Raw genomic sequence first — 15,563 nt, 5'->3', positions numbered from 1 at the left:
ATTCAGCAACCTCAGTCTGGCCTCAGACCCGGTCGCTATCCACTCCCCATGGAATCTTCGCTGCGCTCGCAATGACGGAGGATGCGGCCCTAAAACGCATTCCGCAGCAGCGGATATTTCGCTTCGATGCCGTCGAGGCTGAAGGTGAATTCAACCACGCGTTCGGGGGGTGCGGACGGCAGTTCGGGGGCGATCGAGGGTTCGGCGATCTCGACGAGCCGTTCGGGCATACCGGTGAGGCCGACTGGCACGACCATCTCCGGTGCGATGTGGACGGCCTTCGGCTGCACGGTCTGGGCGCGCTCGCGCCGCACCGTCTCGCGCGACAGGGCCGCTGGCGACCAGCCCAATGCGAACGTCCCGACGGGGCTCATCGCGGGCACGTCAGCGCCGTCGGCGAGCGCCCGCCAGGTCTGCACGGCGCGCTTGGCTTCCTGGATGTTTTCGAGAAAGGCGACTTCGGAGTGATAGCGGCGCCAGCGTCCGGTCTCGAACATTTCGGTGAGATGTTCCAGCCGCTGCTCAGCGAGTGCGCACCAGCGCTCCGCGATGTCGCGGCCGCGAGCCACGCCTTGGCGATGTGTCATATACCAGCCCGTCAGGAGAGAACTACGGACGCGGGACGCAACGCAGACGAATCAATTTAGACGTGACGGGATTATTTTGTGGAAAAGTTTTGACTTGTCCAGCGACGACGCAAATTTCGGTGCCAGATTCCGTAATGGTGCGGAGATTTCGCAGGCTTTCGTCGTCAAGCCCCGCACAAGCATGGCGGTCTTGCAGCGCAATGCGTGGGACGATTCGCAAACGATCATCCGAACTCACTCAACCCGGAGATGAAGGAAGCGCGCTTCGACGATCGAGAGCTCCAAAAAGAAAAGACCCGTCCGGGGGGACAACCGGACGGGTCAAGCCATATGGGCGCTTGGGGTGGATGGGCGCTCGCGCCTGATATGACTGATGGGGAGGGATGACCGCTCCCACATCATTTGGTCGTGGCACAGGGCCGAACGTTCAAAACCCGCCGTGTGATTTTTTGACCTTCGCAGTCCGCGCGCGCTCGCTGTCAGCTATCGCGCGGCAGGTCTATCCGCTTGAGAAAGCGTGGATTTATCCCCGGCATTGGAAAGCGAGGGTTGCTCCAGCGCGCGCGTTCCCGGCTCGTCGCGACGTTCCGACGCATCTTCACGTTTTGTTGTTCCCGGCACCGCCGCAACCGGCGTCGCACCATCGACGGCAACCGCCGTGACCGCGGCGTAAGCATCGGCCTCGCCGTCGCCGAACAGATCGTCGCGACCCGGCGTTCCCAGGTCGCGGGCGGTCTTTGCGAGCGTCAGGCGCAGCGCTTCCGGCTTCAAAGCGTAGTTGCGCTCCAGAAGCAGCGCGGCGACGCCGGAGACATAGGCCGCCGAGAACGAGGTCCCCGACGTCATCTGGTATTTGCCATCCGGCGCCGGAAGGAAGATGTCGACGCCGGGCGCGGCGAGTGCGATGTGGCTGCCGCGATTGGAGGCGGAGAACAGCTTGTCCTGCGCATCGGTCGCGCTGACCGCGATCACGTTGGGATTGGCGGCGGGATAGAGCGGCGGAGATTTCGCGCCGGCATTGCCGGCCGCCGCAATCATCACCAACCCGCGCGCGGCAGTCGCCGCGATGGCGCGCTCGATCACCGCGTCCTTCGGACCAGCAAAGCTCATATTGACGATCTGCGCGCCGTGCTCGGCGGCATAGTTGAGCGAGCGCAGGATCACATAGGACGAGCTCTCGGCGCCGCCCGTGGTGCCGCCAAAGGCGCGGATCGCGATGATGCGCGCCTCGGGCGCGCTGCCCATCAGACGTGCATGCGACACGATCGCACCGGCAATGCCCGTACCGTGGACGTGCGGCCCTTCCTTGCTGCCGAGCGCGTCGAAATTGTCGGCGATCGAGTCGGCAAGCTCGGGATGGCTGGTGTCGATCCCGGAATCGATCACCGCGACCGTGACGTTCGCGCCATGCACCAGCATATGCGCCTCCGGCAGGCGGAGCTTTGCCAGCGCATATTGCGCGGAATCGCCTTCCGCCGGCACCCCCGCCTTCTGGTCCTGGAGCATGTAGCGGAAATTCGGCTGCACCGAGCGTACACCGTTCGCAGCGGCGAACTCGCGGCGCGCGGTGTCATAGGGCCGGCCATCGGTGATGCGGAACAGCCCGATGGTGGCGCCGATCAGCGGAAAGCTCTCCGACGCGATGCGGGTCAGGCCGTGGCTGCGCGCAAGCGCGTCGGCATCGGCGGTCGAAAGGTTGCTGTCGAGCTCGGCCACGAACTCATTGGGGAAATTGCGCGACGTGGTGCCCGCCTGCACCGTATTGCGGCCGGAATTCCCAGCGCCCTTCTTGCCAGATTTCCCCGAACCGCCGCCGGCCGTATTCGTCTGATCCAGGCATTCGCCGTCGGCGTCGCGATTGGGCGCGCTACAAGCCGGATAGAGATTGGGCGAATAGCGCACATATGGCAGCACAGCCGTATGGGCCATGCGCGCGGTCAGCCGAGGCACGACCCTGGGTCCGCGATCGACGCTGGTTACCGCCCGCCCGGTGACGACAGGGCTGCCGCGCCCCGTCACCGTCGGGCTGACGGTCGGCACGCGAGAGGGAATGCTGATTGTCGGCGTGCGCATGATCGCCTGCGCGTGCGCGATCCCGCTGCCGAAGGCACCAAGCAAGAGAATTGCGCCTACCGACGAAACGCAGGCGCCCGCTCTCGACACGCTTTCGGACTTACGCTGCATGTCCCTCGGGCGCTTAGGGCGCTGCCACGGCGAGGTTGACGATCTTCTCGCGCTGCATCCTGCTGAGCAGCGAGGCCAGCTCGTCGTTGTTCATCGCCTTGTTGAACTGGAGGCGGAACATGCCGCCCTTGGCACCGTCGACGATCGAGGCCTGATAGCTGTCGAGCAGCGTGGTGATGTCGGCGATCCGCGCGTCCGGCGTGAACCGCACCAGCGCATGCGCCGACGCCGCGGACGAGGCCCCGAGCTCGCGCGTGATCGGAGCGTCCGTAGAGAGGGAGGCAGTCTGGAAGGTCGAGCTCTGGTTGTTCACCAGCACGGCACCGATGACACCAGCCTGGAGCAGCAGCGCGATCGCGCCAAGGCTCGCCGACCAGGCGAGCGTGCGCGGCGACAGGCTCGCGAAGAACGTGGAGATGCGTGTCGAGAGCGACAGCGCTCTGGGCTCGCGCGCGGGCTCCGCGTCGATCGCGGTGAACAGCTTCTGCATCGCGCGGGCCGACGGAGCACCGAGGCTCTCGTTGAGATGGATTGTCTCTTCATATTCGGCCCGGATCCCGGCGTATTGCTTGGCCAATTCAGGATCGCGGGCGAGCGCGTCCTCGACCCGGCGTGCGTCACGCGGGTTCAGCGTGCCGGCAGCATGCCATGGCAGCAGCATCTCAATTTCACTGGGCTCTTGCTCCAGCATCTTCTTGCTCAATGCCATCATGGCCAGCCTCGTTCAACACCGGCTACCTTGAGCAGCTCGGCCAGTTTCTTGCGCGCATAGAACAAGCGCGTCTTCACGGTGTTCTCCGGTATTCCAACGATTCCGGCCACCTCTTCCACGGATTTCTCGTGGTAGTAGACGAGATCGACGATTTCCCGATGTTCCGGCGACAGTGCCGTCAAACACTCTCGCAACGCTTCACTGGTATCCTTCTTCTGCACCGCCGTTTCCGGATCGTCGGACGTGTCCTCGATCGCGTTGGCGGCCTCTTCGTCCAACTCAAGATCCTTCCTGCGCCGAAGCGCAGACAGGGCCTTGAATCGGGTGATTGCCAGCAGCCAGGTGGAAACAGCGGATCGGCCCTCGAACTTTCCGGCCTGACGCCAGACGTCGAGAAACACCTCACTGATCAGGTCCTCAGCGACCTGCTCATCGCGCACGAGCCTGAGCCCGAAGCGATAGACCCTGACATGGTGCCGCCCGTACAGCACCTGCATAGCGAGCCGGTCGCCTTGAGCGATCCGGGCGATCAGGACCTCGTCCGAAGCCGCCTGTGTCACGCTCAAAGGCCGTCTCGCAAAGTTGGTCGGGTCGAAACGGCAGGCGGTTCGACGGGCGGAGCAAGATTCTTCAAGTTACCGCAGTCGTACGGGTACGTGTGTGATGTACCCCACATACGCGCGTATTCTTGCAGCTCTTGGGGGGTCGCTAAAAACGGTAGCATAATACTATGACTTTTCCTTGCGGAGCGCCCGCAGGCGCGGCCCGATCTTACCAAGCCTCGAACCATAACGAAGCCTTATGCAGCGCATTCGCCGGCCAATTGATAGTATCTCTGGACCTTACCGTTGACCTTATTCGAGGCCGATTCTCAGGCCTATCGCCGGCAATCCCTAATCGCTTGCTAATTTCCGTGTCGGATCAAGGCACTTACCCGGGCCGAGGGCTCGGATTCGCACCGCAAGGATACCAAACCTAAAGGCTTGCCACGTAGATTTTTGGACTGACATTCACCAGTGGCAGGTTCATGAGCGCGGCCGCGACATCCATCCCAGAGCGGAATGCCGCAGAAGTCGCGGATCTCGTCCTGTCTCCCGACCAGGCCACGCCGGAGGTCGTCGCGCGCCGCATGCGGCAGCGGCGCCAGATGTATATCGGCCAGACCGTGAGCTACTCGCTCGGCGCGTCGGTGCTGTTGCTCTACGCCTATAGCGGCGCGGTCTCGATGATCGTGCCGTCGATGTTCTGGCTCGGCGGGCTGATGATCATCGGCAGCTTCGCCGTACTGTCGGAGGCCGGCGTCGGCGAGCGTTACCGGGACCACTACCTCACCGTCTTTCAGATCTCGGCGCATATGGCGCTCCAGCTCATCTTCCTGCTGGCGGTGCCAACGATCGGGGTCGCCTTCATCAGCGTACTCTTCCTGATCTTCGCCTTCGGCACGCTGCGCATGACCTCGCAGCAGGCGATGCTGACCTGGGCGCTCGCGACCATAGGGCTCGGCTTCGTCTTCCTGATCTCCGACCTGCCGATCGCCATGCCGGTGACGAGCCGGCTCGAGCGGCTCGCATCGATGCTGTGCTTCGTTCTGGTGATCGGCCAGTGCGCCTTCCTCGGCCTGTTCGGCAGCACGTTGCGCAAGATCCTGTACCGGCGCAGCATCGAGCTGAAGGCCGCCTATCAGCGCATCGAGGAACTCGCCGAGCTCGACGAGCTCACCGGCTCGCTCAACCGCGGCTCGATCATGCGCGCGCTCGATGGGGAGATCACCGGTGCGCGGGAGGCGAAGGCGCCCTGCTCGGCCGCACTCATCGATCTCGACTGGTTCAAGCGCATCAACGACGCCCACGGCCATCCGACCGGCGACGAGGTGCTGCGCACCTTCGCCATCACCATCTTCGCCAATATCCGCCCGGGCGATCGTTTCGGCCGCTATGGCGGCGAGGAGTTCCTGCTGCTGATGCCGGACACGTCGGGCGAGGCCGCCATGCGCATGCTCGACCGCTTGCGCATGATCGTGGCCGAGCTCGACTGGAGCGCGTTCGCGCCCGGCATGCAAGTGACGATTTCCGCAGGCGTCGCAGCGCTGCGCGACAACGATAATGCCGACTCATTTCTCGCGCGCGCCGACAGCGCGCTCTATTCCGCCAAGGCGCAAGGACGCAACCGCATTGCGACCAGCTGACCAATCCATTTTTGTCCGGCGGCGCTGAAAGAACCGCCGGACCGAACGCTCCAGGACAGGGCCATGAGATCGAAACCCGCCAAAGACTCCCCCAAGATTTCCGAAAACCTGCTCGACGAATTGCAGGCGACGCTGTCCCACGGCACGGTTGCGCGCCGGGTCGAGACTCTGCGCCGCGTCACAGATCTCTTCATCGGCGGCGCGGTGGAGTATTCCGACGACCAGATCGCCGTGTTCGACGACGTCTTCCAGTGCCTGATCGACCACATCGAGACCTCGGCCAAGGTGCTGCTCGCCGAGCGCCTCGCTCCGATCGACACGGCGCCTGCCATGACTATCCGCACGCTCGCACTCGACGACGTCATCGAGGTCGCCGGCCCCGTGCTGTCGAAGTCGGAGCGGCTGGACGAGGCGACCCTGATCGAGATCGCGCGCAGCAAGAGCCAGGCGCATCTCAAGGCCATCTCGATGCGCCGCGTGCTGTCCAATGCGCTCACCGACGTGCTGGTGGCGCGCGGCAATGACGAGGTGGTGCAGTCGACGGTCAAGAATCCAGGCGCACAATTCACGGAAATGAGCCTCATCGAGCTGGTCGGCCGCGCCGAACGCGACGACGACCTCGCAACCTGCGTAGGCCTGCGCCCGGACCTGCCGCGCCATCATTATCTGAAGCTGATCGCGAAGGCCTCCTTGAGCGTGCGCAGGAAGCTCGAAGCCGCCAATCCCGGTCAGTCCGACGCGGTGCTCAGCGCGGTGCACGAGGCGGCGCAGCGCGTCCGCGCGGCAACCATGACGCGGCAGACCGAAATGGCGCGCGCGCTGGTGAGATCGCTGTTCGAGGACGGCCGTCTCAACGAGCACCAGGTCACAGCCTTCGCCGAACAGAGCAAGTTCGACGAGGCCAATGCCGGGCTCGCGGCGCTCGCCGGTGTGCCGGTCGCGATCGCCGAGAACATGATGATCGAAAGCCGCACCGAGGGCGTGATGATCCTCGCCAAGGTCGCCGGCCTGTCATGGTCAAGCGTGCGCGCGATCATCGCGATGCGCGACAAGCTGTCCGGCGGCGATCCGACCGACCTGTTGAGCGCGAAAGATACCTACGAGGCGCTGCGCACCTCGACCGCGCAGCAGGTCCTGCGCTTTCACCGCATGCAGCAGAGCACGGCGCCGGCATAGCCGGTGCTAGTACTTCAGCACTTTTGATCCGACGAGCGCGCCGAGCGCGGTCACGAGCGCGGCGGCGAGCGTATACCAGGTTGCCACGAACAATGGCGAATCGTCGGTGCAGTGCGAGGCATAGAGCGTCGCCGCCAGACCTGCCGATAACAGGCCGGCAAGCGCGCCGGCAAGCGCAGGCCGCGACGGTGCGCCGTGACGCAGGCCGAACAGTGCGCCCGCCAGCAACGGCAGCGACATCGCGGGGATCGCCGACAGGCACACCCTCGAATTCTTGCCGACCAGACGCATCGTCATCGGCATCGCAGGCGCCATCATCATCTCGCCGCCGATCGCCACCGCAAGCAAGGCCACGGGGAGCAGCAGCAGCCAGCCCCAGCCGCGCATCAAGGCCTCGGGCCGCGACAGATGCAGGCTGATCGCGATCGCGGGGATCGCGAGTGACAGGGTGACGGCGAACTTCATGTCGAAGAACGGATTGTGCATCGCGCTCATCACGTCCGGCCGCACGCCGAGGAAAGTGGCGAAGATCAGGATCGAGAGCGGTGCGGCCACCAGCAGCGAGAGCGCCAGCACGGCGCCGACCTTCGGCGCGCGATGCGCGTTGTCGGCCGCGAGCGTGCGAATCAGTTGATCGGTATCCATCTCATCGGTCCCGCAATTTGGCGGTAAGCGCGGCCAGCCCCCGATGCAGCGCGACGCGCACCGCGCCTTCGCTCATCGACAACTTGGACGCCGTGTCTCTGATCGAGGTGCTGTCGACTGCAATCGACTGCAGCACGTCGCGCTGGCGCTGCGGCAGCGTGGCAAGCTGCGCCGCGACCTCGCCTGCTGAGGCCGTCTCCTGCGGCGCCTCGCCCGGCAGCGTCTCGGCGAAATCGTCGATGTTGACGAAGATCCGCCTGCCCCGTCGCCTCAGCGCGTCGATCAGCTTGTTGCGGGCGATCGCGAACAGCCAGGGCGCGAAGGGCGCCTCGCTGTCCCAGGTATGCCGCTTCAAATGCACCGCCAGCAAAATGTCCTGCACGATATCCTCGGCTTGATCGGGAGGTTGGCCGGCACGCGTGAGACCGCGCCGGGCGGCAGCCCGCAGCACCGGCGTGATCGCCTTCAGCAGGCGATGATACGCCGCATCATCCCCTGCCATGGCCGACCGCATCAGGCCGGTCCATTCGTCCTCACGTCCGCGCACGCGCGCCCCTCACACGGCAATTCGGCCGCTCTTTCAATTTGTTACACCGGCCGGACTTAATCACGAAATCGTGATCCTACGGCAAGCAGCGCATTTCCCCACGGCCCGGTCTAGCCGGCAAGCCCGGGAGGCTCATAACACCGTTCGGCTCGCCTCGCACTCGCCAAGCCGGCCGGACGCGCCGGATTGCCCCGGTTTCGCCCGCTCAGGCCCGAAGATTCCCATTTTCTGCCCCGCTGTGGTCATGCCCCGGGGTCTCTGTGCGCTCCGGGACGGGGGCAATTGGGGAGATCGTAAATGATCGAAGCCAGTGGCCGCGCAGCGTTGATTCTCGCCGCGGGACTCTTTCTGCTTGTCGGCGGCGCCTCGCAGGCAGCGCCGACGTCGTCCATGATGGACACGACCGACAGCGCGAGCAAATCGGCCGAGACCGTCACGCCAGCCAAGCACCGCCGTCATTCCGCCCGTCACCACACCAGCAAGACGGCGGAGAAATCCTCCGACGACAAAGCCGCCAAGAGCGCCGCAAAGGACATGGCGAGCGCAGCGCCCGATGATACCGCCGCGCCGGCTTCGAGCACGATGCCGCCGTCGGTCGCCAACGCCAATGCGCAGCTCGCCTCTGCCGATACACCGACGGCCGCGGCAGCCACCGCCATGACGTCGCGAGCCAATGACAACGTGCAGGCGGCGGCCGACCAAGCGACCGCCGCACCGGACAGCCAGGCGTCCGCGTCGGATCAGCCAGGCGATGCCACCCAGCAGCCGGACAATCCGCCTGCGCAAAAGACCGTCGTCGCCGCAACCGACGCGCAGCCGCGCCCGGCTCCGGCTATGGCCGCCGCGAGCAGCGAAAGCTCGGCCTGGGATCAGAGTTCGCTGATCGGCAAGATCTTCATCGGCGTTGGCGCGCTCCTGACGCTGGCCTCGGCCGCGCGCATGCTCATGGCTTGATTCTTCGAGATTCTTGGACCTGAGCCGGTTCCGGGGACGCGCGGCTCGCGCGTCCCATTGGGCGTCTTCGCCCTCTTGAAGCCCACCGCGCCAGCGGGCACATTGCCCGCTCACATCGAAAATGCGTGGGTGGAGCATGAGTACGTTCGAGCACATCATCGTCGAAAGCAAAGGTGCGGTCGGCATCATCAAGCTGAACCGCCCGAAGATGCTCAATGCGCTGTCCTTCGGCGTCTTCCGCGAGATCGCCGCGGCCGTCGACGATCTCGAAGCCGATGACGCGATCGGCTGCATCGTCGTCACCGGCAGCGAGAAGGCATTCGCCGCGGGTGCCGACATCAAGGAGATGCAGCCTAAAGGCTTCATCGACATGTTCTCGGAAGATTTTGCCGCGATCGGCGGCGACCGCGTGGCGCGCTGCCGCAAGCCGACGATCGCCGCAGTCGCGGGCTACGCGCTCGGCGGCGGCTGCGAGCTCGCGATGATGTGCGACATCATCATCGCCGCCGATACCGCCAAATTCGGCCAGCCCGAGATCACACTCGGCACCATTCCCGGGATCGGCGGCACGCAGCGCCTGACGCGCGCGATCGGCAAGTCCAAGGCGATGGATCTCTGCCTCACCGGCCGCATGATGGACGCGGCGGAAGCCGAGCGAAGCGGCCTCGTCAGCCGCGTGGTCCCCGCCGACAGACTGATGGACGAGGCGATCGAGGCCGCGGAGAAGATCGCCGCGATGTCGCAGCCGGCGGCCGCAATGGCCAAGGAAGCGGTGAACCGCGCCTTCGAGACGACGCTCGCCGAGGGCATGCAGGTTGAGCGCAACCTGTTCCACGCCACCTTCGCGCTGGAAGACCGCTCGGAGGGCATGGCCGCCTTCATCGAGAAGCGTAAGCCGCTGAACAAGAATCGGTAAGGCTGGTGTAAGGCTCGCCATGCCTTCCCCAAAATCCTGTGACGTAGCTGCAACAAGCACGGATTTCATGGGACATTCACCCGCGGCAGTTTGCCTGCGGGACCGGCGCTGGTTAAACAGGTAAGAGGGCCGCCGTCGGCAGGGGCGGACAGCCGGGATTGTTACGGGATCAAATGAAGGGGCGTGCCGCCAGAACTGGCCGCGTGATGACGCGGCGCCGATCGGGCGTGGGTCATGTCCTTGTCACATGGGCCGCGCTGACGCTTTCCTGCGCCCTCCCCGCAGCCGCGCTGGCCGAAGCGCTGCCGGACGCCCTCGCAAAAGCCTATCAGACCAATCCGCAGCTCAATGCCGAGCGGGCGCGCCAGCGCGCCACCGACGAGAACGTGCCGCAGGCGCTTGCGGGCTACCGGCCGCAGATCGTGGCGAGCCTGAGCGCTGGGCTGCAATCGGTACGCAACCTGCTTCCGGACAACACGATCCAGACCGCGACGCTGAAGCCCTGGACCATCGGCGTCACCGTGACGCAGACGCTGTTCAATGGTTTCCGCACCGCCAATAGCGTGCGCGTCGCCGAGCTTCAGGTGCAGTCGGGCCGCGAGGCCTTGCGCAATGTCGGCCAGGGCGTGCTGCTTGATGGCGTGACCGCCTACACCAACGTGCTCGCCAACCAGTCGCTGGTCGAGGCGCAACGCTCCAACGTCGCGTTCCTGCGCGAGACGCTCGCAGTCACCCAGCGCCGGCTGAATGCGGGTGACGTCACGCCGACCGATACCGCGCAGGCCGAGGCACGCCTCAACCGCGGGCTTTCCGATCTCAACGCCGCCGAAGTCGCGCTAGCCATCAGCCAGGCGACTTACGCCCAGGTGATCGGCAACCCGCCGTCGCAGCTTCGGCCCGCCGAGGTCGTCGACCGCTATCTGCCGCGGAGCCGCGAGGACGCGCTCGCCATGGCGATCCGCGAGCACCCGGCGGTGATGGCGGCAGGCTTCGACGTCGACGTCGCCTCCACCAATATCCGCGTCGCCGAAGGCGCGCTGCTGCCGAGCGCCAACGTGCAGGGCAGCGCCAGCCGCAGCCGCGACTCCGACCAGACGCTCGGCACGTTCGCCACCGACCAGGCCTCCATCGTCGCCAACGTCACCGCGCCGATCTATGACGGCGGTCAGGCCGCGTCGCAAACCCGGCAGGCCAAAGAGGTGTCAGCGCAAAGCCGCCTCGTGCTCGACCAGGTGCGCAACCAAGCGCGCACCGCCGCGACCAGCGCTTGGGTTGCAAACGAAGGTGCCAAGATCGCGGTCTCGGCCTCCGAGTCGGAGGTGAAGGCGGCGACCGTCGCCTTGCAGGGCGTGCAGCGCGAGGCCGCCGGCGGACAGCGCACCACCGTCGACGTGCTGAACTCGCAAGCCGACCTGATCCAGGCCAAGGCCCGACTGATCGGCGCGCTGCGCGACCGCGTCATCGCCTCCTACACGCTGCTCAGCGCCGTCGGCCACCTCGACGTCAAGACCTTGACCCTCAACACCCCCGACTATCTGCCCGAAGTGCACTATCAGCAGGTGCGCGATGCCTGGCACGGCCTGCGCACCCCGTCGGGGCAGTGAGCCCGGCAGGCTCCCCAAAAATATCGAAAACAACCCCATGCAAAGTAGAATGGCATCGCCGCGCGGGAATTGACGCGTCGGGCAAATCAGCAGCCCAATTCCATCTTGAACGACCCGCGATCGCGGTTCGTTTCAACGCAAATCAACTCGCGCTAGAGTAGCGGTCGAACATCTATCGACTCATCTCGCGAGGCCATTTGATTCCCAAAATTCTTCGTGGTGCGGCCAAGCTGTGCGGCGCCCTCTTGCTGCTGGTCGTCGCAGCGATCATCGCATTCCGCCTGGCGGCTGCTTTTCGCGAGACGGCAGGCCGTACCGATCTTGCACCGTCGAGCGGGCATTGGGTGACGACGCGCTCGGGCGACGTGTTCATTCAGGAAATGGGGCCTCTTTCCGGAGTCCCCGTCGTGCTGTTTCACGGCACCGCGGCCTGGAGCGAATTGTGGCGAGCGACCAGCGATGCGCTCGCAGCCGGCGGTTATCATGTGATCGCGCTCGACCTGCCGCCGTTCGGCTTCTCGGATCGGCCAGGTGGCTACACGCGACAGGACCAGGCCGAGCGCGTCAGCGACGTGCTCGAGAAGCTCAAGGTGACGCCCGCGGTCATCGTCGGCCATTCCTTCGGCGCGGGCGCTGCGACCGAGCTGGTGCTGCGCTTTCCGGCGCGCGCCCGCGCGCTGGTCTTGGTCGATGCGGCGCTGGGGCTGATGGCTGAACCGTCCGATCCACCGGCAGTGCTGCGTCCTAAATGGCTGCGTGAAATGCTGGTGTCGCTGACGGTCACCAATCCGCTCGCAACCAAGATGCTGCTGCAATCGCTGATCGCAAGGAAGGACCGCGCCTTGCCTGCATATGTCGAGATCCTGCAGCGGCCACTGACGCGTCAGAACTCGACATCGGATATTGCCGACTGGCTCTATTATTTCACAGGTACAGATCGCGGCGCGATGAGCGCTGACCGCGCCGCCTACGCTCAGCTCAAGCAGCCCATTGCGATCCTCTGGGGTGAAATGGATACCGTGACGCCGCGCGCACAGGCGTACGATTTGAAGGCCCTCCTGCCGCAGGCGCACCTCACTCTGCTGCCCGGGCTCGCTCACATTCCGCAGATCGAGGATCCCGGCCAGTTCAATGATGCCCTGCTCAAGGCGCTCGGGACACTCTAGAGCCGTTTCCGTTCCGATGAATCGGAACGGGGCTCTAGACTCTTGTTTTGACGCGTTTTCTTCACGCGAACCGGTGTCCACTTCGCTGGAAAACGCTCTAAACTCGAACGAGATTCGAACTTACCGGAGGAATCATGGACGTCATCCGATTGTGCGCCTTTGGCTATGCCGCGCTGCTTGGTTTCGTGATCCTGACCGGTTACATCCCCGCCTTCATCGACCAGAACGACATGATCTTCGGCCTGTTCCGCCGCACCTGGTACGCCGACGGCCTGCATCTCGTCTCCGCGCTGTGGGCGCTCGCCTCGGCGCTGACGTCGCGCCGCGCATCCGAACTGTTCTTCCAGCTCTTCGGCGTCTTCTATTTCGCCGACGGTGTGCTCGGCCTCCTCACCGGCAGCGGCTATCTCGATTTCGGCATCCTCATCAACGGCGTTTTGAACCTGCCGCTGTCGACCCGCATCTTCGCCAATGCGCCGCATCTCGGCCTTGGCGGGCTCGCCATCCTGATCGGCTATCTCCTCGCGCCGCGCACGCACCCGGCCCATGCTTAAGCGCCCTATGTTTAAGAGGCTTATGTTCAGGAAGCTTGGCCGCATCATCTTCACGCTGCTCGCTCTGATCGCCGTCGCGATCCTGGTTCCGCTCGCCTATATCGAAGGCACCTGCCAGCCCGCATCCGACATTGCATCCACGACAACGGCCGCAATGGCACTCCCGCCGATCAGCGAGAAGGGCTATCGCCGGCCACTCGACAACACCTATTTCACCTTCCCCGAATGGTACATCGTCTATTCTTTCGAGGATTTTGGCCGCTTCCTCGACCAGTCCAGCGAAAGCCATTTCGGCTATTTGCACCACATCCTCGGCTTCTGGCAGAGCTTCTGCACCATCAACCGCGCGGTCCCGGCAAGTGTTGAGTCGCGCTTCGACGTGAAGATGATGATCTATGTCATCGGCATCAGCTACTCCGCCGAATACGCGATCAAGGGTCTCTACGAGAACACGATCGGGCGCGCCTTCGAATGGATCAGGGGCGAGAAGCTCACGCCGCAGGATGAATACGCCCGCGCGGTGCTCCAGGACTATGCGGCCTTCCTCTACACCATCCCCTGGTACAAATATCCGTTCAGCGACACGCTGAACGGGCTGACCGCGATCTCGACGCCGACGCCAAGCAATCTGCGCACATGGGAGCGCAACTTCGCGCTCGGCACCGAATATTTCGTCAAGATCGGCTATGCCGCAGCGATCCAGAAGGCGCTCGATGCCAGCGATGACGACGAGCCGCGCGACATCATGTTCGTGGTCGCGACATTGCCGCAGGACGTGCTTCGCGCCGAGCCCCGCATCACTCCGATCCGGACGCTGTCCCCGGACTGGCAGCTCGTGCAGGCGCCGCGCTACAAGGCGCTGAGCGAGATCCTGAACAAGCTGATCGACGGCGGTCATCGCCTGGCGGAGATCGCCGGCAATCACGAAATCCTCATCACAGTGATCGCGCCGAAAGGGACGGCTCTCGATATTCCCGACACCACAGAGCTGTTTTCACTGGATCTGGACGCCAAACCCGGCTTCCGCAGGGCCGGCCTTAAGGCAAGGATCGATCGGCTCGTCGAGATCAAGCGCGAGCTGACGACCAAGGGTGCGAGCCTTGAGCACTTCTACGACTATTAAAGCGCGACGGGTTCTGGTTGAATCGGTCGGGCCACGGGCTTGCTCACCTCTCCCGCTTGCGGGAGAGGTCGGCGCGAAGCGCCGGGTGAGGGCTCTCTCCACTTGGGGATTGTCCATTGCGGAGACACCCTCTCCCCAGCCCTCCCCCGCAAGCGGGGGAGGGAGCGCACCTTCCTTGCGGCGACAATCAAGCCTAATCCCATCACGCTTTCGCCGGACAACACCGCGGCCGCTCCGCAGGATCGCGTTTGCGGTCTCGCTCGTCGTCACGGGCTGGCTCGCGCTCGTCGTTACCTTGACCTTCGGCACCGCGCCCGGCCGCTCGCTGGCCGTGATCGGGCCGCAGGCACAGGCGATCGCGGCAATCGCGAAGGCCGACGGCCGCGTGCTGGCGTCGAACGCCTATGTCACCATCGCGCGATCCAATGCAGCGGATTTCGTCAGCCGGCTCTACGTCGCCGGCGCCCTGCTCGTGCTCGATGCCGAGCAGGCCGGCGGCTGCAACGGGCTCGCACCCAAGCGCACCTGAAGCGGCCTGGGGTCTCGGTGCTTTCGGGGCAAAGCGGACATGAGCCAGCGGACAACCTACGCTCAGTCGGGCGAGAATGGACCCGAAGCGGACATCGTTGACGAGCTTGGAATAGTGCGCCGATACGACCGTTTGTTCGCTATCTCCTTAAGACCGAGGCAATCAATCCACGCTATCGTCTCGCGTCCTTCAAGATGGTAACAGTTGGCAACGAGGATAATGTCTTACTACTTCTTCGCTGCCTGTCTGGCCGTATTAGCCTTGAGTTTCGAGCTATCGTTTCGCCGAGCCTGGAATCTGTCGCGGAACTCTGAGCTGCTTGGCCCGGCCCAGCGGCTCGCAGTACGGCGGCGTGCGCTTTGGCCGGTAGGCTGCGGGCTAATTTGCATGCTGCTTGGGTGGATCTTACTTCAATTTAGTCAAGATAAGCTTGTTCTCAATCTAATAATGCTTAGTGCTTCTTTCCTCGCAGGATCGTTTATTGGCGTTGTGACCGGGATCACGAAGCGGGTCTGAAGCATCCACACAGAAAGATAAAAGTGCATCGATCTATGGCCGCCGACAAGCGATCATGGCTTTGTCATCGTCCTGTTGACGTCCAGTTTTGGCCGATTCCGTTGAAAAAGGCCGCGGTTGCGACTCAGAGATACCAGTGATTCAGTCTGTCTAGTTGGCAGGACT

Annotated in this window: 15 protein-coding genes; 9 read left to right on the top strand and 6 right to left on the bottom strand. The window is 64.3% G+C overall.

Annotated features, from left to right (window positions below; genetic code table 11):
• Nucleotides 1-89: 89 nt before the first annotated feature.
• The 4 genes from SO139_RS42075 to SO139_RS42060 form a co-directional block, all read right to left on the bottom strand.
• A complete protein-coding gene (locus SO139_RS42075; protein WP_498541878.1) occupies nt 90-587 on the bottom strand; it encodes a TIGR03809 family protein in 498 nt (165 codons plus the stop codon).
• A 483-nt stretch (nt 588-1,070) separates the two neighbouring features.
• The gene (locus tag SO139_RS42070) at nt 1,071-2,771 is read right to left on the bottom strand and encodes a S8 family serine peptidase (protein WP_498541877.1); all 1,701 of its coding nucleotides are present in this window, start codon (nt 2,769-2,771) and stop codon (nt 1,071-1,073) included.
• 13 nt (nt 2,772-2,784) lie between these two features.
• Complete coding sequence (locus SO139_RS42065) at nt 2,785-3,483, bottom strand: hypothetical protein (protein WP_449384577.1); 699 nt, start codon at nt 3,481-3,483, stop codon at nt 2,785-2,787.
• Nucleotides 3,480-4,049, bottom strand: coding sequence for a sigma-70 family RNA polymerase sigma factor (locus tag SO139_RS42060; RefSeq protein WP_449384578.1), 570 nt, complete (start codon nt 4,047-4,049; stop codon nt 3,480-3,482). The genes SO139_RS42065 and SO139_RS42060 overlap by 4 nt, the downstream gene beginning before the upstream one ends.
• 461 nt (nt 4,050-4,510) lie before the next feature.
• On the opposite strand from SO139_RS42060, the gene SO139_RS42055 reads away from it, so the two are divergent.
• Together SO139_RS42055 and SO139_RS42050 are read left to right on the top strand one after the other, a co-directional pair.
• Nucleotides 4,511-5,668, top strand: coding sequence for a GGDEF domain-containing protein (locus SO139_RS42055; RefSeq protein ID WP_449384579.1), 1,158 nt, complete (start codon nt 4,511-4,513; stop codon nt 5,666-5,668).
• Nucleotides 5,669-5,731: 63 nt separating this feature from the next.
• The gene (locus SO139_RS42050; protein WP_449384580.1) at nt 5,732-6,844 is read left to right on the top strand and encodes a DUF2336 domain-containing protein; all 1,113 of its coding nucleotides are present in this window, start codon (nt 5,732-5,734) and stop codon (nt 6,842-6,844) included.
• A gap of 6 nt (nt 6,845-6,850) precedes the next feature.
• Here the strand turns inward: SO139_RS42050 and SO139_RS42045 are convergent, their stop codons facing one another.
• Together SO139_RS42045 and SO139_RS42040 are read right to left on the bottom strand one after the other, a co-directional pair.
• Nucleotides 6,851-7,489 carry an NrsF family protein gene (locus tag SO139_RS42045; protein WP_449384533.1) on the bottom strand — a complete coding sequence of 213 codons (639 nt, stop codon included), beginning with the start codon at nt 7,487-7,489 and terminating at the stop codon, nt 6,851-6,853.
• Nucleotide 7,490: 1 nt separating this feature from the next.
• A complete protein-coding gene (locus SO139_RS42040; protein ID WP_449384534.1) occupies nt 7,491-8,036 on the bottom strand; it encodes a sigma-70 family RNA polymerase sigma factor in 546 nt (181 codons plus the stop codon).
• 297 nt (nt 8,037-8,333) lie between these two features.
• On the opposite strand from SO139_RS42040, the gene SO139_RS42035 reads away from it, so the two are divergent.
• The 7 genes from SO139_RS42035 (at nt 8,334) to SO139_RS42005 (ending at nt 14,882) form a co-directional block, all read left to right on the top strand.
• Complete coding sequence (locus SO139_RS42035; RefSeq protein WP_449384535.1) at nt 8,334-8,990, top strand: hypothetical protein; 657 nt, start codon at nt 8,334-8,336, stop codon at nt 8,988-8,990.
• 136 nt (nt 8,991-9,126) lie between these two features.
• Nucleotides 9,127-9,906 (top strand): enoyl-CoA hydratase, encoded by a 780-nt coding sequence (locus SO139_RS42030; RefSeq protein ID WP_449384536.1) that lies wholly within the window; start codon nt 9,127-9,129, stop codon nt 9,904-9,906.
• A gap of 173 nt (nt 9,907-10,079) precedes the next feature.
• Nucleotides 10,080-11,510, top strand: a complete 1,431-nt coding sequence (locus tag SO139_RS42025) for a TolC family outer membrane protein (RefSeq protein WP_498541876.1) — start codon at nt 10,080-10,082, stop codon at nt 11,508-11,510.
• Between the two features lie 197 nt (nt 11,511-11,707).
• A complete protein-coding gene (locus tag SO139_RS42020) occupies nt 11,708-12,676 on the top strand; it encodes an alpha/beta fold hydrolase (protein ID WP_498541875.1) in 969 nt (322 codons plus the stop codon).
• 134 nt (nt 12,677-12,810) lie between these two features.
• Nucleotides 12,811-13,230: a hypothetical protein gene (locus tag SO139_RS42015; protein ID WP_449384539.1), complete on the top strand. Its 420-nt coding sequence runs from the start codon at nt 12,811-12,813 to the stop codon at nt 13,228-13,230.
• Between the two features lie 22 nt (nt 13,231-13,252).
• Entirely contained in the window at nt 13,253-14,353 is a 1,101-nt protein-coding gene (locus SO139_RS42010) for a hypothetical protein (protein ID WP_449384540.1), read from the top strand.
• A 175-nt stretch (nt 14,354-14,528) separates the two neighbouring features.
• Nucleotides 14,529-14,882 carry a hypothetical protein gene (locus tag SO139_RS42005; protein WP_449384541.1) on the top strand — a complete coding sequence of 118 codons (354 nt, stop codon included), beginning with the start codon at nt 14,529-14,531 and terminating at the stop codon, nt 14,880-14,882.
• The last annotated feature ends 681 nt before the right edge of the window (nt 14,883-15,563 follow it).

The organism is Bradyrhizobium sp. UFLA05-89 (assembly GCF_059803475.1).
Note: the sequence above shows the minus strand (reverse complement) of the source record. Positions and strands in the feature narration are given on the sequence as shown.